Annotated in this window: 19 protein-coding genes and 1 pseudogene; 13 read left to right on the forward strand and 7 right to left on the reverse strand. The window is 72.5% G+C overall.

From position 1 onward, the window contains the following. Nucleotides 1-308: 308 nt before the first annotated feature. From ACH5HR_RS07160 to ACH5HR_RS07180, 5 genes and pseudogenes are all read right to left on the reverse strand, one after another. On the reverse strand, nt 309-2204 hold the full coding sequence (locus ACH5HR_RS07160; RefSeq protein ID WP_416477067.1) for a DUF3352 domain-containing protein: 1896 nt from the start codon (nt 2202-2204) through the stop codon (nt 309-311). Nucleotides 2205-2309: 105 nt separating this feature from the next. Further along, entirely contained in the window at nt 2310-2723 is a 414-nt protein-coding gene (locus ACH5HR_RS07165) for a YchJ family protein (RefSeq protein ID WP_416477069.1), read from the reverse strand. 25 nt (nt 2724-2748) lie between these two features. After that, nucleotides 2749-4194 carry an ATP-binding protein gene (locus ACH5HR_RS07170; RefSeq protein WP_416477071.1) on the reverse strand — a complete coding sequence of 482 codons (1446 nt, stop codon included), beginning with the start codon at nt 4192-4194 and terminating at the stop codon, nt 2749-2751. Nucleotides 4195-4226: 32 nt separating this feature from the next. Next, entirely contained in the window at nt 4227-4379 is a 153-nt protein-coding gene (locus ACH5HR_RS07175) for a hypothetical protein (protein ID WP_402376775.1), read from the reverse strand. A gap of 16 nt (nt 4380-4395) precedes the next feature. Next, nucleotides 4396-4458, reverse strand: a pseudogene (locus ACH5HR_RS07180) (SEC-C metal-binding domain-containing protein); the annotation flags it as partial. A 48-nt stretch (nt 4459-4506) separates the two neighbouring features. On the opposite strand from ACH5HR_RS07180, the gene ACH5HR_RS07185 reads away from it, so the two are divergent. Beyond that, nucleotides 4507-5166, forward strand: a complete 660-nt coding sequence (locus ACH5HR_RS07185; RefSeq protein WP_402376721.1) for a hypothetical protein — start codon at nt 4507-4509, stop codon at nt 5164-5166. Between the two features lie 3 nt (nt 5167-5169). On the opposite strand, the gene ACH5HR_RS07190 is transcribed toward ACH5HR_RS07185, so the two are convergent. Continuing rightward, the gene (locus ACH5HR_RS07190) at nt 5170-6399 is read right to left on the reverse strand and encodes an MFS transporter (protein ID WP_416477074.1); all 1230 of its coding nucleotides are present in this window, start codon (nt 6397-6399) and stop codon (nt 5170-5172) included. A gap of 97 nt (nt 6400-6496) precedes the next feature. Between ACH5HR_RS07190 and ACH5HR_RS07195 the strand changes: the two genes are divergently transcribed. After that, nucleotides 6497-7579, forward strand: coding sequence for a LacI family DNA-binding transcriptional regulator (locus ACH5HR_RS07195; RefSeq protein WP_416477076.1), 1083 nt, complete (start codon nt 6497-6499; stop codon nt 7577-7579). Nucleotides 7580-7591: 12 nt separating this feature from the next. Here ACH5HR_RS07195 and ACH5HR_RS07200 read toward each other — a convergent pair whose 3' ends face one another. Further along, nucleotides 7592-8161: a GNAT family N-acetyltransferase gene (locus tag ACH5HR_RS07200; protein ID WP_402376713.1), complete on the reverse strand. Its 570-nt coding sequence runs from the start codon at nt 8159-8161 to the stop codon at nt 7592-7594. Between the two features lie 257 nt (nt 8162-8418). On the opposite strand from ACH5HR_RS07200, the gene ACH5HR_RS07205 reads away from it, so the two are divergent. The 11 genes from ACH5HR_RS07205 (at nt 8419) to ACH5HR_RS07255 (ending at nt 19826) form a co-directional block, all read left to right on the forward strand. Further along, nucleotides 8419-9303 carry a methyltransferase gene (locus ACH5HR_RS07205; protein ID WP_416477079.1) on the forward strand — a complete coding sequence of 295 codons (885 nt, stop codon included), beginning with the start codon at nt 8419-8421 and terminating at the stop codon, nt 9301-9303. Next, nucleotides 9300-10397 (forward strand): prenyltransferase, encoded by a 1098-nt coding sequence (locus ACH5HR_RS07210; protein ID WP_416477081.1) that lies wholly within the window; start codon nt 9300-9302, stop codon nt 10395-10397. The genes ACH5HR_RS07205 and ACH5HR_RS07210 overlap by 4 nt, the downstream gene beginning before the upstream one ends. After that, nucleotides 10394-11158 (forward strand): bifunctional demethylmenaquinone methyltransferase/2-methoxy-6-polyprenyl-1,4-benzoquinol methylase UbiE, encoded by a 765-nt coding sequence (ubiE, locus tag ACH5HR_RS07215; RefSeq protein ID WP_402376705.1) that lies wholly within the window; start codon nt 10394-10396, stop codon nt 11156-11158. The genes ACH5HR_RS07210 and ubiE overlap by 4 nt, the downstream gene beginning before the upstream one ends. Then, complete coding sequence (locus tag ACH5HR_RS07220; RefSeq protein WP_416477083.1) at nt 11155-12549, forward strand: cytochrome P450; 1395 nt, start codon at nt 11155-11157, stop codon at nt 12547-12549. Before ubiE ends, ACH5HR_RS07220 begins: the two co-directional genes overlap by 4 nt. Then, nucleotides 12546-13601 carry a polyprenyl synthetase family protein gene (locus ACH5HR_RS07225; protein ID WP_416477085.1) on the forward strand — a complete coding sequence of 352 codons (1056 nt, stop codon included), beginning with the start codon at nt 12546-12548 and terminating at the stop codon, nt 13599-13601. Before ACH5HR_RS07220 ends, ACH5HR_RS07225 begins: the two co-directional genes overlap by 4 nt. Continuing rightward, nucleotides 13598-14272, forward strand: a complete 675-nt coding sequence (locus ACH5HR_RS07230) for a transmembrane-type terpene cyclase (protein WP_402376698.1) — start codon at nt 13598-13600, stop codon at nt 14270-14272. Before ACH5HR_RS07225 ends, ACH5HR_RS07230 begins: the two co-directional genes overlap by 4 nt. A 195-nt stretch (nt 14273-14467) precedes the next feature. After that, entirely contained in the window at nt 14468-14722 is a 255-nt protein-coding gene (locus ACH5HR_RS07235; protein WP_402376697.1) for an acyl carrier protein, read from the forward strand. Nucleotides 14723-14724: 2 nt separating this feature from the next. Then, nucleotides 14725-15990: a beta-ketoacyl-[acyl-carrier-protein] synthase family protein gene (locus ACH5HR_RS07240; protein WP_402376694.1), complete on the forward strand. Its 1266-nt coding sequence runs from the start codon at nt 14725-14727 to the stop codon at nt 15988-15990. Then, complete coding sequence (locus ACH5HR_RS07245; protein WP_416477088.1) at nt 15980-18025, forward strand: beta-ketoacyl synthase N-terminal-like domain-containing protein; 2046 nt, start codon at nt 15980-15982, stop codon at nt 18023-18025. The genes ACH5HR_RS07240 and ACH5HR_RS07245 overlap by 11 nt, the downstream gene beginning before the upstream one ends. Then, nucleotides 18022-18837, forward strand: coding sequence for an alpha/beta fold hydrolase (locus tag ACH5HR_RS07250; protein ID WP_402376689.1), 816 nt, complete (start codon nt 18022-18024; stop codon nt 18835-18837). The genes ACH5HR_RS07245 and ACH5HR_RS07250 overlap by 4 nt, the downstream gene beginning before the upstream one ends. Next, nucleotides 18834-19826 carry an acyl-CoA thioesterase family protein gene (locus tag ACH5HR_RS07255; RefSeq protein WP_416477090.1) on the forward strand — a complete coding sequence of 331 codons (993 nt, stop codon included), beginning with the start codon at nt 18834-18836 and terminating at the stop codon, nt 19824-19826. Before ACH5HR_RS07250 ends, ACH5HR_RS07255 begins: the two co-directional genes overlap by 4 nt.

The following is a 19826-nucleotide window of genomic DNA, read 5'->3' on the forward strand; positions in this document are numbered from 1 at the left end:
GGCCGCCTGCATCCCCACCCACTCGGCGGGCGTCGACGAGTACGGCGTCGCTGGGCACAGCGCGTTCAGGTCCGCATCGCTCCACGAGGCCCGCGTCGCCGCGACGTACCCCACCAGCGCCGCCCGGAAGCACGGGAACCCCGCGCGGAAACTGATGGACGAGTCGAGGCATCTCGCGGTCGGCCGCCCGGCCGCACGGGTATACGACGGCACCCGGCCACGGCCTGCGCAGCAGAACGGCCGTGGAGCGGCCCCTCGCGGGCCCGCTCCACGGCCGTCACGCCCACTGGGCCGTCACAGCCCTGGCGTCAGTCGAAGCTGAGGCGCAGCGTCGCCGTCATGTACGAGTCGTCGGCGCTGCTGGTCATCCCCACCGCGCGCAGCGGCTCGAGGTAGGCCAGGCCCGTCGGGTCCGACTCGAGCGCGGGGCGCAGCACACCCTCGAGCTGGTCGAGGTCGACGAACAGCACGCTGCTCACCTCGTCGTCCGCCACGACGCTGCGGTAGGCGTCGGTCGAGCCGAGTCCGCCGTCGCCGGCCAGCTCGGTGGCGTACGCGTCGTTCGTCGCGAACACGAACCCGTCGTCGGCGGGGGAGGTCGCGAGCGAGTCCTGACCGGCCTCGACGAGCAGGCTGTCGATCCGGCCGGCGAGGTCCTGCAGCGCGTCCGTGTCGCCCACGGTGCGGACGCCCACGGAGACGTCGGCCATGGTCTGGACGGTGTCGAGCGACTCCAGTCCGCGCGAGTCGACGGCGACGGCGACCTGCTCGCCGGCGAGCGTCGTGAGGTCGTCGGGCAGGTGGATGTCGTACTCGTCGGCGAGCAGCGCGACCATGCCGTCGAGGTCCGGCGGCGCCATCCCGCCCTGGCTCATCCCGCCCTGGTCCGTCCCGCCCCAGGGGTCGTCCGCGATCGTCGTCGGCTCCTCCTCGGTCGAGGCCCCCGTGCACGCGTCCATGAAGGCGTCCATCATCATCTGGTCCTCGGGGGAGAGGTCGTCACCGGTGATCCCGAGGCTGCTCTCGGCAGCGTCCCGGCAGTAGTCGGCCATCGGGTCGACGTCGGTGTCCAGCCCTGCTCGCGGCGAGGTGATGCCGGCGCCGGTGCTCGACATCAGCGCGCCCCCGCCGAGCGTGGAGCTCATCGAGTCGTACAGCTCGCGGAACTGCTCCCATGCGTCGTCGATGGCGTCGGGCGCTGTCGAGCCGGCGACGGCGACCAGCGTCGTCTCCGGCAGAGCGGCCGCCACGGAGGTGCCGGACGTCTGGTACGGGGCGAGGAGCTCCTCGTCACCGGCCGTGAGGAACTCTAGCTCGATCCCGTCGGCGTTCGCCCGCAGGGCACCGGCCATCGTGGTGTAGCCGTCCAGCTCGGCGAGGTACTCCTCGGTCAGCGCGTCGTCGGGGAGCTCGCCGGCGCTCTCGAGCGACCAGTCGAGGGCGCTCTGGGCGTCGGCCCAGAACGACACGAGCCCCGCGTCGCCGAGCGCTTCCATGTCCGCGCCGAAGGCCTCGTCGTCCGCGAGCGAGCTTTCCTCGGCGTCGGCCACGACGTCGGCTGCGGCCGTCGCCGTGCCGTCGGTGATGATCGCGTACCCCGAGGTGAAGGCGACCTGCGCCGCGTCGACCGTCTCGCCGCAGCCCAGGCCGGACTCGATCGCGGTGCGGGCGGCGTCCTCGTCCGTGACGGCCAGCACCCCGACCGGGTGCGGCTCGCCGTCGTCGCCCGGGACGGCGGCGAGCGCCGCGCGCTCACCGATCCAGGGCGCGACGTCGGCCTCGTAGTCGATCTCGCACTCGCCGCTGGTCGTGATCGCCTCGGCGAGGACCTGCTTGAGGTCCGAGTCCTCGGTGATCTCGATGCCGAGGTCCTCGCTGAGGTCCGGCAGCCGGTCGGCCAGGCGCAGCAGGTTGATCTTCTGCTCCGCGGAGGGGTCGAGGTCGATGCGCACGTAGCCGATCGTGGACGCGGGCAGCGCTTCCTCCGGCTGTTCACCGCCGCCGCCGAGCATCGCGTAGGCGGCAGCGCCGGCGCCGCCGAGGACGAGCAACCCGGCGGCGATCGAGCCGCCGATCACGAGGCCCTTGCGGGACCGGCGTGCGGGCTCGGCGGGCGTGGTGCTCACTGCGGTCGCGGTGTCGTCAGCGGGCAGCGCCGAGGGCGGGTCGGCAGGCGATCCGGGCTGCGGCGGGTGGTCGGTCACAGAGATGTCCCCTTTGAAGTTGATGGTGGCGGGATGCTGACGGTACCGAGCCTGGGCCTGCGGTGGGGCGCTGTCCATGGACAGAACTACCCGCAGTGGGATATTTCACCCGGCGATGTCCCCGTCGACGTAGAACCAGCGGCCGCCCTCGCGGACGAACCGGCTCACCTCGTGCAGCTGCCCACGCTCGTGCAGCCGCCCGGGCCCGCCGGGCCCCGCCCCCGACCGGAACGTCGCGACGAACTCCACCTCGCCGTCGTCGTCGAACGGGCCGCCGCGCGTGGCCAGGACGTCGAGCCGGCGCCACTGCTGGTCGTGGTCCAGCTCCAGGGAGGCCGGCCGCGTCGTCGGGTGCCACGTCTGCAGGAGGTACGGAGCGTCGCCGACGGCGAAGGCCGAGTACCGCGACCGCATGAGCGCCTCGGCGGTGGCCGCGGGCCGCGCACCGGCGTGCAGCGGCCCGCAGCACTCGCCGTAGGGCAGACCGCTCAGGCAGGGGCAGCGTGCGGCGTCGTCCATGAGGACATGCTCCACCACGCCGAGGTCAGGGCGCGAGGATGTCCTTTGCCCGGACCAACCTCACGGCAGGGTCGCTGCCGGCCGCATCGACGAGCCGTCGGCTGAAGCCTGACCGTGCCGTCAGGACGATCGACGTCCCTTCCGTGGACAGCCCGGACTGGGCCAGCGCAGGAATCTTGTACTCGCGCAGGTCTCTCAGGACATCGGTGTCCATGGGGGAGCTCGTCCACTTCGCCTCCGCGACGACGCGCACGGCCCGGCCGTCGAGTCCGACGGCATCGATCTCCTCGGTGAACCTCCTCTTCGCGCGGCGCAGCGGGTGCAGAGCAGGGCCCCACCATCCGCCGACGGCGGGTGCTTCGGCGCCGTACCGGGCGCGGACCCAGTCCCGCAGTACCTCTTCGAAGGTCTGTGCCGCATGGTCGGCCAGGGCTGGGGCGACGCGGGACTCGACGTACTCGCGTGCGTCGAGCCCGGCCTCCAGGTCTCCGCGCCGCGGGTGCACGAACCGGAACCAGAACCGGAGGAAGTCGTCGTCGCAGCGCCACTGGCTGCTCCTGCTCTGCGGGCTGGCGCCGACGGGGCGATGCCGGGAGACGAGATGCAGCTCCTCGAGGGTTGCGAGGTACTCCGGGAGGCGCTGTGCCGGCGTGTGCAGCATGCCCGCGATGTCCGCGATCTGTTGAGGGCGCGCGGCCAAGGCGGCGAGTATCGATAGATAGGTGGTGGGTTCTCGTAGCTCGGCGGACAGCAGCGCGAAGGGTTCGTTGAAGAGCGGGCCGTAGGGATCGACGACCTGCTCGGTGATCGACTCGAGGAGCGGGCGCCCCGCGAGCGCCGTGAGGTAGCGGGGCATGCCGCCCGCGACGGCGAAGCGCTGCAGCTGGGTGACGGGGTCGTCGCCCGCCATGAACTCTGTGGCGCCCACGAAGCGCAACGGCCGCAGGCACAGCGGTGTGGTGCGCCCGTGGAGGGGGTTCTTCTCCGCCTGCAGCGACTCCATCACCGAGAGGGTCGAGCCGGCGAGAACCAGTTTCAGGTGCGAGTGGTCACGTTCCTCCTCCATGACGGCCTGGATCGACGTCAGGTGGGCCCGCTGTTCCGCTGCGGTGGTCCCGAGCAGGTAGGGGAACTCATCGACCACGGCGAGGACCTGTTTGTCGCGGGCCAGTCGATAGAGAGCGCGGACCAGGTCGGCTGCGCTCTCGAGGTGGGGCGTCACACCGAGGTGCGGTGCGAGCTGAGCAGCGAGGCGGTCGAGCTGCATGCCCGGAGACAGTCGGTCGGCCACCAGGACGACGGCGGGCTTGCCGTGGGCGAACCGGTGCAGGAGCCAGGACTTCCCGACGCGCCGGCGGCCGGAGAGAGCGACGGGGTCCGCCTCCGGGGAGGCCCACCACGCTGCGAGGCGTTGCAGCTCCGCGGTGCGGTTGTGGAACTGCGTGACACGAGGCCAGGAGTAGGCTTCCATGCGATTAGTGTAATCGTGGCGATACTAATCGTCTACCGGTTGCCTGGGAGCTCTTCGAGCAGCACGCGGTGGGACAGCACGGGCGGCACGGTGGAGAACGCGAACCCGAAGAGGGCCAGGCATGCCACGGCACCCGCCGGAGACGTCCCGGCGGCCCACAGCCCGACCAGAGCGACGACCAGCACGCCCGCCCGAGTGCAGCGGCCCGCAGCACTCGCCGTAGGGCAGACCGCTCAGGCAGGGGCAGCGTGCGGCGTCGTCCATGAGGACATCCTGACGTACCCCCTCCGGGACCCGGATAGAGTGATCGGGGTGTACGAGGACTGGAAGCGTCGCCGAGCCGCTCGGCAGGTCGAGCCCGGGGACGGGCGGCCGTTGCAGCCCTACCGGTGGTGGCAACTGTTCTCGCGGGCTCTGTTCCACCTGCACCTCGATGGAGTGGCCGGCCGGCAGACCTGGACCGTGGACGTCAAGCTGGGGGGCGACTCGGACGGCGAGGTCCGGGCGCACCTCTATCGCGACGGTGTTCACCACGCCCGGTCGAAGCTCCCGGCCACCTTCCCGGTTCCGGGTGGCGCCGTGGAGGTGGCGGCCAGCAACTACGGGCTCAAGCGCTGCCATTTCGTGGCCGAGGACGGCAGCGAGCGGCAGCTCGTCCCGGACCGCTCGTCGGCCGAGGGGCGTCGCGCGCGGCTGGATCGTGAACACCCGGCCGCGAGCCGGACCGTCAGCCTGGTGTCCGTCGTCGTCCTGCTCGTCTCGCTCGTGCTGGGTGTGCCGCAGCTCGTGCAGGAGGTCTCGCAGATCCCGTTCGTCGCCGAGAGTGTCGGCTCCTTCACGTCGCCGATCGTGCTCCCCGCCTGGAGCAACGTCACGATTCTGGTGCTCGCCCTCATGGCCAGCACCGAACGCGCCCTCCGCCTGCGCTACAACTGGCTGCTCGACGGCGGGGTGTTCGACGGCGAGACGTGACGGTCAGGCCGGCTGCGCGCCGTCCTCCAGGACCTCGTCCACCGATGCTGCGGCCACGGACCCCAGCGGCGGGTTCCGACGTTCCTCGACGAGCGCCGTCACCAGCGCCAGCAGCACCATCGCGGCGCTGAGCAGGGGCACGGACCGCACGCCCACCACGGTCACCAGCGCGGCTCCCAGACCGGACCCCGCGGCGATCCCCAGGTTGAACAGGGACGACGAGATGGCCTGACCCATGTTGGTCCCGCGCGGGGAGACGAGCAGCACGCGGTGGGACATCACGGGCGGCACGGTGGAGAACGCGAAGCCGAACAGCGCGAGGGAGACGACGGCGCCGGCCTTCGAGTCGCCGAACGCCCACAACGAGAGCAGCGCCACGACCAGCAGCGCACACCCGACCAGGAGGGAGCCGGCAGGCCGTCGGTCGAGGAACCGGCCGACGACGACGGCGCCCGCCACGCCCGCGCCGCCTTGCAGCAGGAGCAGCAGCGGGATGTCGGACTGGCTGAACCCTGCGACGTCCTGCAGGTACTGCGTGACGAACGTGATGATCCCGAACGCACCGGTGACCACCAGCACGGTGGTGACCATGAGGAACCCGAACCGCCGCCCCGACGGGAAGGGTGCCTCGCTCGCGCCACCGGCCGACGGTGCGACCGACGGGAACATGACGATGACGATGACGGTGATGATCGTGGACAGCACCGCGACGGCGACGAACGTGGTCCGCCACGACGTGATCTCTCCGAGCCAGGTCCCGGCCGGCACGCCCAGCACGGGGGCGAGCGAGTTGCCGATCGCGAGGCGGGCCATGGCCTTGCCGCGCGCGCCGGCCGGGAACAGGCCGGCGGTGGCCGGCACCACGGCCACCCAGAACAGCGCCTGGGCGAGCGCGGTGACCACGCGGGCGATGACGAGCTGCTCGTACGACGGCGTCAGCGCGGCCCAGAGGGTGGCCACGGCGGCGACGCCCGCGCAGGCCGCCAGGACCCACCGGCGGGGCACGGCGCGGGTGAGGTGCGCGAGCGGTACCGAGCTGACGAGCACCACGAGCGCGTAGGCGGTGACCAGGAGGCCGATCTGGGAGGTCGGCCGGTCGAGGTCGGGTGCCATGAGGGTCAGCAGCCCGGAGGGCAGCGACTCCACGGTCACGAAGAGGAACGTCGAGGAGGCCAGCGCGACCAGGATGATGGTGGCGCGGCGGGGGTCGACGGCGGGGCCGGCGGTGGTCATCGAAACGATTCTATGCACGCTGGGCGCCAAACGGTCGCGCCACCGCCCGTACCTGCACTGTGATCGTTCACAGCCCTCCGGGCTAGACTCGTCGACCATGGAAGGCCCGACCACCGGCGACGCCGAGGCCCCCGCTCCCGCGCAGGCTCCGCCGTCGTCCACCGCACGCCGAGCCCGTAAGACCCCGAAGCGGCCGACGATCCGTGACGTCGCCGCCGTCGCCGGTGTGTCGCGCGGGACCGTCTCGCGCGTGATCAACGGCGGCCACTGGGTCTCGCCCGAGGCACGCACCGCCGTCGACGCCGCCATCAAGCGCACCGGCTACCGCGCCAACGAGCACGCCCGGTCGCTGGTCACAGGCCGTTCCAACTCGATCGCGTTCCTCCTGACGGAGCCGCAGCACCTGCTCTTCGAGGACCCCAACTTCTCCCTGCTGCTGCGCGGCGCCACCCAGGCGGCCGCCGCGCGCGAGATGCCCATGGTCCTGCTCGTCGCCGGCACCGCCGAGGAGCGCCGCCGGGTGGCGCACTACGTCGAGGCGGGGCACGTGGACGGCGTCCTGCTCATCAGCTCCCACGCGGGCAACCCGATGCTGGCCGAGCTCCTGGACCTCGGCATCCCGACGGTGGCGTGCGGTGTCCCCCTCGGCTACGAGGACAAGGTGGCGTACGTCGCGGCCGACGACCTCTCCGGCGGTCGCGCGATGACCAAGCACCTCATGGCCTCAGGGCGCCGCCGCATCGCCACCATCACCGGCCCCCTGGACACGCCCGGCGGTGTCCTGCGCCTGCAGGGCTACCGCGAGGCGCTGGGGGAGCGGTTCGACGAGGGGCTCGTGGTCCACGGCGACTACTCGCGCGAGAGCGGTCGGCTCGGCATGGCGCGGCTCCTGGCCGAGCACCCGGACGTCGACGCCGTGTTCGTCCACAGCGACCTCATGGCCGCGGGCGCGCTGACCGCCGCGCAGACGGCGGGGCGCACGGTGCCCGACGACGTCGCGGTGGCCGGGTTCGACGACAACGGGGTGGCCGCCCAGCTTCACCCGGCGCTGACGACCATGCGCCAGCCCTACGAGCGGATCAGTGCCGAGATGGTGCGGCTCCTGCTGCGCGTCGTCGAGGGCGAGGAGCCGTCCGCCGTCACCCTGCCGACCTCGCTCGTGGTGCGCGACTCCGCCTGAGTCACGCGACCCTCAGGGTCGCTGCCACTCCTGCTGGAGGAGCCCGTAGACCAGGGTGTCGGTCCACTCACCCTTGGACCACCAGTCCGCCCGCAGGTGACCCTCGCGCTGCATCCCCACCCGGGCGCAGAGCCGGGCCGACGGCTCGTTGCGCGCGTCGAGCTGGGCCACCACGCGGTGCATCCGGTACCGGTCGAACGCCACGCCGAGCAGGGAGCGCAGCGCCTCCGTCGCGAAGCCTCGGCCGCCGAACGCCGGGTTGAAGGCCCAGCCGACCTCCCCGCGCGACATGGTGTCTCCCGTCGTCCACAGGGCGACGTCGCCGATCACCGTTCCCTCGTGCTCGACGACCAGGGCCAGCGCCGACGAGGGACCGTCGACGCCGGTGCGCTGCTGACGCAGGGCGAGCTGGGTCTCGGCATGCTCGCGGGTCCACGGCTCCTCGAGGAGGAACCGCGCGACCTCCGGGTCGGCGTAGTAGTCCAGCAGCGGCCCGAGGTCGTCGTCGCGGTACGCGCGCAGCGTGAGCCGGCTCGTCCTGATGGGCAGGGGAGCAGGGAGCGGGGCGGTCACCTTAGTCACGGTGAGGCACTTTAACCCGGGGCGGGCGCGCCGACCCGGTGGGCGCGGCCCGCACGGAGCACCAGCGGCGCGTGGGTGCCCGGGCCGGGCCGGGCACCGTGTCTGGTTGCTGCCACCCGGGAAGGTGTCGACGCCGGCCCTTGCATGTTCATGCCGAAAGCCTTTGGCCGCCGACTCCGCTGCTGAAGACTCCCGCCAGGACTCGATCGGAGACAAGGACGGTGCGCCATGATCGCCACGTGTTGCGCGGGTCGACGATGACCGCGGCAGGGCAGCCGACGGCGGTGGCCGCGGCGGCGGGTCCAGCGCCCGCACGACCGCACCGCGAGCTGAGCATCGTCGAGGCCTTCCGGAGCAGGCTGAGCGGGTCGGTCGGGCCGATCGACCCCGCCGACCTCCACCCGCGAGACGCCCGCTCGGACGCCGCGCTGGAGGCGGCCTGGCGCCGGACCGGTCGGCGTGCAGGGCTGGAGACGTTCGCCGCGACGGTTTTCTCGGCACTCCGGGGCGCCTACGACGACAAGTACGGACGCTGGGACGAGGTCAACGACCTGCGCGACCTCTATCCGACGACGTGGTCCGCACCGATCCGGGACCGGCTGCCGCGCGTCGGCGTGCGCTCGGCGCTGGGAGTCGGCGTGAACGACGCCCGCGAGGTGCGGATGCTGGTCCCCGACCCCCGCGTCGAGCTCCACCTGGTCGACGTGAGCACGCGCGCGCTGTCGGCGGCCGGGACCCATCTGCACGACTACGACGCCGTCCGCTGCACGAACAGCACGTTCGAGGGCTGGGACGGCCCGGCCGGCGAGTTCGACCTGTTCTTCGCCCTGCGGACGGTCAACAGCACCTCCGTGGACGTCGGCGAGTTCGTCCGGAAGTCCCGTCGCATGGTGCGTCCAGGCGGCACGCTCGTCTACTCCGTGCCGAACGGGTACGTGTGCGACGAGGCGCCGGGCGGTGAGGTCCACGGGATGTACGACCCGGACTCGGGGCGGTTCGACGAGCAGCGTCCGACGGCGCTCGCCGACCAGGTGCGCCGCATCCTGGAGGCCGCCGGCTGCGAGCGCCCGGAGGTCGTGGCCGGGCCCGCGGAGATCTTCGTGCTGGCACAAGCATCCTCTCGGGAGGGGACGGCACCATGAGCTCGGCATACTTCCGGTTGATCCGGCCGCACTGGACGATCGCGAGCACCCTGGCCGCGACGGCCGGCATCTTCCAGGCGTGGTCGGAGGGCTACAGCAGGCCGTGGCTCGCCGCGGTGGTCATCGCGGCCGCCTTCACCTCGCACGCCTTCATGGAGGTCTGGGACGAGATCAAGGACTTCCAGCACTACCGCAACGAGTTCCCGGCGGAGTCGTCCGACCCTCTGACGCTCTTCTCGGGTGGCAGCGGCGTCCTCACGGGCCGGCGGCTGCGGATGGAGTCGGTGCGCCGGTTCTTCTGGACGTTGCTGGTCGTCTACGCGGTCCTGCTGGGAGTCATCATCAGCCAGGTCGGCTGGCGGTTCCTGCTCTGCGTCGCGGTGGGGTTCTTCTTCCTCTTCGGGTACAACGCCGTCGTCAAGCTGTCGTACAACGGCTTGGGCGAGCTGGCGAACTTCGTCGCGTTCGGCCCCGTCCTCGTGTGCTCGGCCTACCTCGCGCTGCGGCTGGGCTCCGGCGCCGACGTCACGGACACGGGCAGCTGGAACCTGGTCGCCTCCCTCGACCTCCAGGTGGTCGCTGTCTCCGTCGTCCTGGGGGTCATCTGGTTCGGCAGCCTCCACGTGCAGGAGATGCTGGACCTGGAGGAGGACGCGGCCGGCGGCAAGCGGACTCTCGTCGTCCGGTACGGCAGGGAGTACGCCGCGCGCGTCCCGTGGGTGACGGCGATCGTCGTCGTCGGGCTCCTGTGCGGGCTGGCCGTGGACCGGCCGCTCTACCTGGTGGCGCTCCCCGCCGCGATCCTCCACGCCGTCGAGACGTTCCGGTTCATGCGGCGGTGGCGTGACCACACGTACTTCATGAGGAAGATGAGCGACTTCTTCGTCTACCGGAACTTCGTGCTCATCGGGTCGAGCATGCTGCTCGCCACGGCGCTGCTGCCGACCCCGCCCGGCGTCGACCCCGTGGACCGGTGGCTGCTCGTGGCCTGTGCGGTCGTGAGCTTCCTGCCGGCGGCGTTCTGGCTGTCCGGCAACGGCGTGTTCCGGTGGCGCCGACACCCCCAGGAACCCGAGAGGATCGACGCGCCATGACACGCAAGGAGACGAAGAACGAGGCGGCACGGGTGACGCCGTACGCGGACGACCGCGCGAAGACGGCGCAGATCGGGTCGATGTTCGACTCGATCGCCGAGCGGTACGACGCCCTCAACCGGGTGATCAGTCTCGGGCTCGACCGCCGTTGGCGGCGTCGAGCGATACAGATGCTGAGCCGTCGGCGCCCCGGCCGTGCCCTGGACGTCGCGACCGGGACGGGGGACATGATCGTCGACCTGCACCGGATGCTGGACGTCGACGAGGTGACGGGTCTCGACCTGTCGGCCGGCATGCTGAGCCTCGCACGGGGCCGGGTCACCAAGGAGGCGCCCGACGCGCAGGTGACTCTCGTCCAGGGCGACTGCGCGTCCATGCCGTTCGACGACGACCGGTTCGACCTCGTCACCGCCGTGTTCGGGGTGCGCAACTTCGAGGCTCTCGAGGAGAGCCTGGCCGAGATGCGCCGGGTCCTCGCTCCGGGCGGCGAGTGCCTGGTGCTGGAGTTCTCCCGGCCACGAGGAGCGCTCTTCCGGCTGGGCTTCTGGACGTACTTCCGCACGTTCGTCCCGCTGGTGGGCCGGGTGCTGTCGGCGGACCCCGCGGCCTACCGGTACCTGCCACGGTCGGTCGCCACGTTCCCGTCGCCCGGCGCGTTCCGGACGATGCTCGAGGACGCCGGGTTCGGGGACGTCACGGTGCGCCCGATGAGCAACGGCATCTGCACCGTGTACCTGGCGAGCCCGACCACCTCGTCATGACACGGGTGAGCACGCCCGTCGCCGTCCCGCCCGGCGGTGATCGACGGGTGCCCCGGACCAGGCCCGCGCGCGACCTGTCGGAGCTCCCCGGACGGTCCGGCATCCCGGCCGGCCTGACCAACCTCGTGGGATGGGCGACGCGGGGCGAGGACCATCTGCGGCGGCAGCGGGAACGCCACGGACCCGTCTACCGGCACATGTTCGGTGTCGACCCGATCGTGTGCGTGGCGGACCCGGTCGCCGTCGCCCGCATGGCGCGCAACCGTGACGGGATCTGGTCGGCCGCCTCGGCCTGGGGCTTCTACCTGTCCGGGATGGACCCCCGCATCCAGGGGTGGGACGGCATCCTGACGCTCGACGGGCCGCCGCATCGCGACGTACGGCGTCTGCTGTCCCCGGAGCTCGTCGGTCACGGCACGGCGGCGGGCTGTCGCGAGTTCGTGCGCCGGGCGGTGGCAGGCTGGGTCGCGTCGGGACGGACCTCCTTCGCGGCGGACGTCCGGCGTCTCCTCGCGGACATGACGGCGCTGACGTTCCTCGGGATACGCGATCCTCGGCGCGCGCGTGAGCTCGACCGTGCGATCGCGAACCTGTGGCGTGCCAGCTTCACCCCTGCGCTCGGCCCGGCCGGCGTCCTGGTCCGCCGGCCCCTGCTCGGCGCGTACCGCACGCTCCACGACGCCCTGATGGCCCGGCTGCGCGACGGCGTCGACGGCCCCGACCTCTTCAGCCGGTTCCGGGCCGCTCGGGGCACGTTCGACTGGGCGGACGACGACACGCTGGTCCGCACCTTCGTCTCGACGATGCTCGCGGCCTTCGACACGACGGCGAACTCGGCGGCCAGCATGGCCCATCTCCTCGCCTCCGCGCCGGACTGGCAGGCGCGGATCCGTGCCGAGGTCTGCGACGACGCCGCTCCGGGCGAGGACGCCCTGCAGACCGTCGGGATGGTCTGGCGGGAGTCGATGCGGCTCTACCCGGTCGCCTCGCACGTCATGCGGCGCAACGTCGTGGAGTGCGAGGTCGCCGGGAGGTCCATCCCGCGCGACAGTCTCGTCTTCGGGCTGCTCGGCTCGGGGTTGCGCGACCCGTCGTCGTGGCCGGAGCCCGACCGGTTCGACCCGGAGCGCTTCGCGCCCGACCGGAGGCAGCAGGGTGCGCGCGTGCGCGGGGGTGCGATGCCGGGTTTCATGCCGTTCGGTGTCGGTCCGCACGCCTGCGTCGGCGGACAGCTCGCCGAGCGGCAGGTGCGGACCGTCTTCGCGACGTTGCTCCGGAGCGCCGAGATCGCCCACCCGTCGAGACCCGCGGCTGTCCGTGCCCCGCGGCACGTCTACGCCCCGCTGGGACGCGTCGCGGGGCCGGTCCGGCTGGCGGTGAGCCCAGCATGACCACCGCCCCGTCGACGTCGGCCCGCCCGGTCCGGCCGCTGGGCGTGCCCGGTCCGGGCGTCCGGACCGCCACGGACCTCTCCCGTGACGACCTGCTGCGGGTGGCGCGCGGCGGGCTCGAGGACTTCCTGCGCACCCTGCCGTTCGAGGACGGCGCGGGCCTGCGGGTGACGATGGAGCACGCCTGCCTGCCCGCGGGCAAGATGGTCCGTCCGTTGATCATGCTGGCCGCCGCCGCCGGGTGCGGGGCCGACCTCTCGGCCGTCGCGAAGGTGGCGGTCGCCATGGAGGTGGGGCACTCCGCGAGCCTCGTGCACGACGACATCATCGACGGCGACCGGACGCGGCGGGGGAGGCCGTCCGTGTGGTCGGCGTACGGCACGGAGAGTGCGCTCCTGACGGGCGACGCCCTGATCTTCGCCATGTTCCGGGCGATCGCCGAGAGCGGCCTCCCGGCAGCGACCGTCGCGGAGGCCGTGCGGCTGGTGGCGGCGATGGGGCACGAGCTCTGCTCGGGAGAGGTGCTGCAGGAGCAGGCGACCGTCCGTGCCGACCTGACCTTCGACACCTACCGCCGCGTCGTCATGCTCAAGACCGCCTCCATCCTGCGGGTGTGCGCCGAGCTCGGGGCGGTGGTCGCCGGGGCGGACGACGCCCGCGGGTTCCTGCGGCAGTACGGGAACCAGCTCGGCCTGGCGTTCCAGGTGCAGGACGATCTGCTCCCGTACCTGAGCACGCACGAGGAGTCGGGGAAGTCACCGGAGAGCGACCTGCGGTGCCGGCGCGCGAGCCTGCCCGTGGTGACGGCGTACGAGCACGGCACCACGTCCGAGCGGCGGGTGCTCGAGGCCTTCTTCGCGGCGCCGGACGTCGACCAGGACCACCGGGCGGTCGTCGAGATCGTCGCCGGGACAGGCAACCTGCGACGAGGGACGGAGCTCGCCGGGCAGTCTCTCGCCGCTGCCGGCGACGCGCTGACGGCGCTCGGGGACGCCCCGGGTGTGTCCGTGCTCCGGGAGGTGCTCACCGCACTGCGTGGCCGGACGCGATGATCCCGGCGAGCGCCGACCTGCCGCTGGCGCTGGGCTCGGTGCCGGCGGCCACCGTCTTCACGGTGATCAGCGGTCTGGGGACCCTCGCGTGGCTCCTCGCGTACGTCCTGGTGGTCCGTCGGGGGTTCCTGGACCGCACCTACGGCATGCCGCTGGCGGCGCTGGCGGCGAACATCGGCAACGAGCTCATCTTCGCGGTCGTCCACCCGGCCGAGGGTCTGCTGCGCTGGTCGAACTTCCTGTGGGCGGCGGTCGACGTCGTGATCGTCTGCCAGGTGATCCGCTACGTCCCCCGGGAGCTGCCGTCGCTCGGCGCCCGGTGGAGCCGCCTGACGGTTCCCCTGGCGATCGCCGTCGCGACCGTGCTGCAGCTGTCGTTCATCGCCGAGTTCGACGACTACGGCGGTGCCTACTGCATCTTCGGGATCAACGTCATGATGTCTCTCTGCTTCGTGCAGATGGCGTTGGCGCGCGGTGACCGGCGCGGGCAGTCGATCCCGATCGCGGTCGCGAAGCTCGTCGGGACCGCTCTCTTCTCGCTGGCCATGTTCTTCTTCAGCCGCGACGACTTCGCACGGGGACCGCTCCTGACCGTGCTGTACGTCGTCTGCTTGGTCGCCGACGTCGCCTACGTGGCCCTCCTGCGCCGCCTGCCCGCGGTCCGGGCCTGAGGCGCCCGCTGAGGGACCGGCCCCCCGTCCGCGTACAGGACTGACCGGTTGCTGCCACGCCCCTCGCCGGAGAGACGGCCGCCTTGCACCTTCATGCCGGAACCCTTGGTCCGCCCCGGCGTCCGGCCAAGACTCGTCCTGGCCGTTCAGCCGCACGGCACACCAGGACCCAACTCACGACAAGGGCGGAGCGCCATGACTGTCACCATCGACGAGATCCAGGACGAGATCAAGAACATCGTCTGCGACATCCTCGAGGTCGAACCCGACGAGGTCACCCGGACCAGCATGTTCAAGGAGGACCACGACGCCGACTCGCTGCGGGCGATCGAGATCGTCTCCTCGCTGGAGCGTGGATTCGGGATCGACATCGCGCAGGCCGACATGGCGCGCATGGTCAACATGGACGGGGTCCTGTCCGTCGTCGACGAGGCGCTGGCGAGGAAGTAGGGATGCCCGCCACCGTCCTGGACGAGCCCGCCGTCGGCGTCACGCCGGCGCCGGTCGAACGCATCGTCATCACCGGCATCGGGGTCATCAGCTCCGTCGGTGAGGGCGTCGACGAGTTCCGCGAGGCGCTGCGCGACGGCGTGTCCGGCGCCGCTCCGATCACGGCGTTCGACACCACGGGCTACGACCGCGAGCTCGCGTGCGAGGTCCCCCGGGCCTCGGACGCGACGTCCCCCGACGGGCGCGCAGCCCAGTTCGCCGTCGGGGCGGCGACGCAGGCGATCGCCGACGCGGGGCTGACGGCGGAGCAGCTGCGGCCGCTGCGCGGAGCGGTCGCCGTCGGGACGACCGACGGCGAGTCGCAGGACATCGACGAGCTCGTCCGGCTCGAGGTGCTGCACGGCGTCGGGGACGACGGCGCCGACCGGCTGCGCAGCAGGGTCCAGCCGTTCCGCCTGTCGACCGCGGTCGCGCGGTCGTTGGGTCTCTCCGACGTCGACGTGGCGACGATCGCCACGGCGTGCGCGGCCGGCAACTACGCCATCGGCTACGGCTTCGAGGCCCTCCGCTCCGGCGAGGCGCAGTACGCCCTGGTCGGGGGTGCGGACGCCCTGTGCCGCAAGACGTTCACCGGCTTCTACCGGCTGGGGACGATCACCCCGGACGTCTGCCGGCCGTTCGACGCCGACCGGCAGGGGATCCTGACAGGTGAGGGCAGCTGCGTCCTGCACCTGGAGACGGAGTCGGCGGCACGTGCCCGCGGCGCCCGCATCTATGCCGAGGTCCTGGGCTACGGGCTGTCCTGCGACGCGTCCCACCCTGTGGCGCCCGACGTGACGGGCATCGCCCGGTGCATCGAGTCGGCGCTCGACGGGTCCGGCGTCACCCCGGCCGACGTGGACCTCGTGTCCGCGCACGGGACGGGGACCCGCGCCAACGACGTCACCGAGTGCGCCGCTCTCGGCAGGGTCTTCGGCGAGAAGGTCCCCACGACGGTGTCGATCAAGTCGATGCTCGGCCATGCCATGGGCGCGGCCAGCGCGCTCGGTGCGGCCGCCTGTGCCATCGCGATCGAGTCGGGGTTCGCCCCGCCGACCATCAACCACCGGCAGACCGACGAGGACTGCCCGGTCGACTGCGTGCCCAACGAGAGCCGGGCGGCCGACCTGCAGGTCGTGGTCAACGACGGGCTCGCCTTCGGTGGGAACAACGCGGTCGTCGTCCTGGGCCGGCCCCGCGTCGAGGAGGAGCAGACCGATGCGACGTGACACGTACCCGGTGATCGCCGGGACGGCCGCGCTGTGCGCCGTCGGCGCGGGGGTGGACGAGTGCTTCGAACGGCTGGTGGCCGGGGACAGCGGCGTCGGGCCGCTGGTCGCGTTCCCGGCCGCGCGGTTCGGCGTCCGGAACGCCTACCAGGTGAGCGAGCCCCCGAGGGCGGAACGTGAGCACCTGCTCGCGTCCCGGCTGCTGGTCGAGGCGGTCAAGGACGCGGCCGCCGACGCCGGTCTGGCGTCGCTGCGGGGCGTCCCCGTCGTCGTCGGTACCGGCCTGGGCGAGACCCGGACCGTGGAGTCTGCGTGGCTGGACGGCAAGCCTCTCGACGACGCCGAGAGCTCGTTGGTCGAGGGCGTACGCCTGGCGACCGACGCGGAGGACGTCCAGGTCTTCTCCAACGCCTGCTCGGCATCGCTCTACGCCCTGGCCGTGGGATGCGACCTGATCGTCGAGGGGACGGCGGACGCCGTCGTGGTGGCCGGGGTGGACGTGCTCTCGCAGAGCATGTTCGGGCTCCTGGACCGCGTGCATCTCGACCCGCCGACGAGCGTGCGGCCGTTCGACGCCGATCGCCTGGGCGTGATCATGGGTGACGGAGCGGCCGCGGTGGTCCTGCGGCGGGGTGACGCCCGGGCGAGCTCCCCGGACCTCGTCGCGGTGCGGGCCGTGGCGCTCGGCTGCGACGCCTTCCACTCCACCGCGCCGGACGACGCCGGCATCGAGCACACGATCCGGGCCGCCCACGCCGCCGCCGGGATCGACGCGCACGACCTGGACGCCGTCTACGCGCACGGCACCGGGACGGTCCTCAACGACCGGGCGGAGGCGGCCGCCCTGTCGCGCGTCGTGCCCGGCAGCGTCCCGGTGACGAGCGTCAAGGGCGCCACCGGGCACACGTCGGGAGGGTCCGGTCTGTTCAGCCTGTGCATGGCCGTCGAGACGCTGCGGCGGCGCACGCTCCCCGGCACGGTCGGACTCGACCACGTCGACCCGGCCGCAGCGGGCCTCTCGCTCAGCGGCCGGACCCGAGACCTCGACGACCCGCGCCTGGCACAGGTCGACGCGTTCGGCTTCGGCGGCCTCAACGCCGTCGCGATCCTCGAACGCGACCCGCGCCCCCGAGCGGTGGCGGACGCCTGGGCCGGGACGGTCCGGGCCCAGCGCGCCGGCACCACCACGGAGCCACGCGACGGGGCGTCGGCCCGCCTGCTGGCCGGGCCCTACGGCACCGTCGAGGTGCTGGCGGCGGGAGCGTGCTTCCCCGACGACGGCGTCCACGGCGTCGCCGGGTCGTCCGCACCCGTGGCGTCCGGCGGCGAACCGTTCGACCTGCGTGCCGCCGTCGGGCGCAAGGGCTTCCGCACCATGACGCCGGCGACGCGTGTCGCGATGGTCGCCGCGGCAGAGGCCACGGCCGGCAGATGGACCCTGGGCAGCCGGGACGACGGGAGCACCTTCTTCGAGGACGGTCTGCGCCGCGGGATCGTGGCGGCCTCCGCCTACGGCAACACCGCCACCGTGTGCGAGGTCGCCGGTCAGATCGAGACCGAGGGCGTGCAGTCGACCAGCGCGCTGGAGCTGCCGAACGCCAGCCGCAACGTCCTCGCGGCGACCGCCGCGATCCGGCTGGGCGTGACCGGCCCCTGCCTGACCATGGACACCGGCGCCGCAGGCGGCTGGGACGCGCTGCGGTGGGCGGTCCACCTCATCCGGTCCGGACGCTGCGACGAGGTGCTCTACCTGGTCGCGGAGGCGCCGTCCGACCAGGTGGCCGCGCTGACCGGTGACGAGCTCGCGCACGGGTCCGTCGCGCTGCTGCTCGGACGTCCCGGGACGACGAGGCCGGCCCGGACGGTGGACCACGGCCGGGCCGCACCGGCGCAGGGAGCGGAGGTCCGCGGGACCACGGCCACGCTGGGTGCGGCGCTCGCCGTCGTCTCGGCGCTCGCGGCGGTCCCCGCGGCGCACGACGGCGTCAGCGCGGTCGAGGGCCCGACCGGAACGTGGTGGGTGAGCGCCTCGTGAGCACCCGTGTCCGCATCCTGTCGGGCCTGGCCGGCGCGCCCGGCCTCTGGGACGAGACTGTCGCGGAGCTGACCCGGCTGCGCCCCGACGTGTCGGCCGACGTCGCGGACGTGCCGTGGCACGCACAGGCGGGAGGCGGCTGGGCCGAGCCCGGGTGGGACCCGCAGCAGGCCACGTCGCGGCTCGTGCGGTCCGGCGACGTCCTGGTGGCGCACTCCTTCGCGGCCTCGCTCGTGCTGGCGCACCTGTGCGGCCGCGACCGAGTGCAGCCCCGGGCGGCCGTGATCGTCTCCCCGTTCTACCGGTCCTCCGCCCGGGACTTCCGCTGGTCGACCCTGGAGCACTTCTTGACCCGGTTCGACGAGTTCCTCGAGACGGGGCTGGTCTCCCGGACCGGGCACCGGATCGACCCGGAGATCCGCCGGGCGATGGCGCGGTCCGTCCGCGACCGGATGGGGGCGTACGGCTGGATGGCCTTCATGTCCGCCTACCTGGCCACGCCGGCCGCCGAGACGGCGGCCGCCACCGTCCCCGTGCACGTGGTGTACGGGACCGCGGACGGCGTCGCGCCCCCGGCCGACGCGGTGGAGCTGGCGCGGGTGCTGCCGTGGGCACGGCTGCACCCCGTCGAGGCGGGCGACCACTTCCCGATGACGACCGACCCGGCGCTGGTGGCCGGGGTCGTCCGGGACGCGATCGACCGGTCGGCGCACCGGACGGTGCACCCCCGGTCCGCACGAGCCGCGACGGCGCGGTCGAGCCACCAGCCTGTCCCGCGGGGACGGCGTCAACCACGCAAGGAGCTGACATGACATCCGCTGTGATCGAGACCGTCGCCGCACCCGACCGGGCGACGACCGAGACGACCCTCCGCCCTCGGTTCGAGGGCACCAACATCTGCACCTGGATCGGGTTCAAGCACGTGAACTACCTCGTCGAGGAAGCCGTCCTCGACTGGCTGCGGCAGAACGGATGGCCCAGCCGCAGACTGTTCGAGGAGGCAGGCGTCGGGGTCGACCTCGTGGGCATCACGACGCGGATCCTGCACGCCCTGCACATCGACGACGAGGTGAGGTTCGCCGTGACGGTCGCCGTCGGGGACTCCGGCCTGACGGCGAAGGTGGCGGGGAAGGTCGACCGTGACGGGCACGAGGTGAAGGCCGTCACCTCGACCGTCACCGTCCAGCTGCGTGCCGAGGACCGCCACGGTGACGGTGTCGACGACGTCCCCGCGTTCCTCCGGCCCGCCGTCGTCGCGCGCCTCGAGCCGACCGTGCCGGTCCCGCCGAACGTGCCGGCCGACGCGCTCGGCGACACGCTCGTGACCGGTCGCGGCGGCGTGAGCACCGCCGTCGACCCCCGGCTGCGCAGCGGGGACCGCCCCGCGGTCGTCTGGTCGTGGCGCATCCCGTACTTCTACTGCCACCACACGGTGCGCATGCAGATGTCGGGCTTCCTGCGCCAGATGGAGGAGGTCGTCGACCTCTTCCTCGAGGAGCGCGGCGCCAGCATCCGCACCCTCCTGGACGAGCAGAACTGGATCCCCGTCGTCCCCAGCTCCACGATCGAGCTGACCGGCGAGGCGCTCATGGAGGAGGAGCTCGTCACCGTCTTCGAGGTCGTCCACGACTTCAAGGGCGTCACCTACACGTCGAGCATGACCTGCTACGTGGAGCGGGACGGCGAGCTCGTCCCGGTGGCCGTCGGTGAGATCACCCACGGCTACGCCGTCATCGACGACCGGCGCGACTGGAGCCTCGTGGACTTCGACGAGCGTCTCCTGACCGCCGTGCGGGGCTGA

The organism is Isoptericola maris (genome assembly GCF_048065335.1).
Classification (GTDB): Bacteria; Actinomycetota; Actinomycetes; order Actinomycetales; family Cellulomonadaceae; genus Isoptericola; species Isoptericola rhizosphaerae.

Excerpts from the sequence above, each read along its gene's own strand:
- ACH5HR_RS07165 (WP_416477069.1), bottom strand. The coding sequence starts at position 2,723 with ATGGACGACGCCGCACGCTGCCCCTGCCTGAGCGGTCTGCCCTACGGC.
- ACH5HR_RS07170 (WP_416477071.1), bottom strand. The coding sequence starts at position 4,194 with ATGGAAGCCTACTCCTGGCCTCGTGTCACGCAGTTCCACAACCGCACC.
- ACH5HR_RS07190 (WP_416477074.1), bottom strand. The coding sequence starts at position 6,399 with ATGACCACCGCCGGCCCCGCCGTCGACCCCCGCCGCGCCACCATCATC.
- ACH5HR_RS07195 (WP_416477076.1), top strand. The coding sequence starts at position 6,497 with ATGGAAGGCCCGACCACCGGCGACGCCGAGGCCCCCGCTCCCGCGCAG.
- ACH5HR_RS07205 (WP_416477079.1), top strand. The coding sequence starts at position 8,419 with ATGACCGCGGCAGGGCAGCCGACGGCGGTGGCCGCGGCGGCGGGTCCA.
- ACH5HR_RS07210 (WP_416477081.1), top strand. The coding sequence starts at position 9,300 with ATGAGCTCGGCATACTTCCGGTTGATCCGGCCGCACTGGACGATCGCG.
- ubiE (WP_402376705.1), top strand. The coding sequence starts at position 10,394 with ATGACACGCAAGGAGACGAAGAACGAGGCGGCACGGGTGACGCCGTAC.
- ACH5HR_RS07220 (WP_416477083.1), top strand. The coding sequence starts at position 11,155 with ATGACACGGGTGAGCACGCCCGTCGCCGTCCCGCCCGGCGGTGATCGA.
- ACH5HR_RS07225 (WP_416477085.1), top strand. The coding sequence starts at position 12,546 with ATGACCACCGCCCCGTCGACGTCGGCCCGCCCGGTCCGGCCGCTGGGC.
- ACH5HR_RS07230 (WP_402376698.1), top strand. The coding sequence starts at position 13,598 with ATGATCCCGGCGAGCGCCGACCTGCCGCTGGCGCTGGGCTCGGTGCCG.
- ACH5HR_RS07235 (WP_402376697.1), top strand. The coding sequence starts at position 14,468 with ATGACTGTCACCATCGACGAGATCCAGGACGAGATCAAGAACATCGTC.
- ACH5HR_RS07240 (WP_402376694.1), top strand. The coding sequence starts at position 14,725 with ATGCCCGCCACCGTCCTGGACGAGCCCGCCGTCGGCGTCACGCCGGCG.
- ACH5HR_RS07245 (WP_416477088.1), top strand. The coding sequence starts at position 15,980 with ATGCGACGTGACACGTACCCGGTGATCGCCGGGACGGCCGCGCTGTGC.
- ACH5HR_RS07255 (WP_416477090.1), top strand. The coding sequence starts at position 18,834 with ATGACATCCGCTGTGATCGAGACCGTCGCCGCACCCGACCGGGCGACG.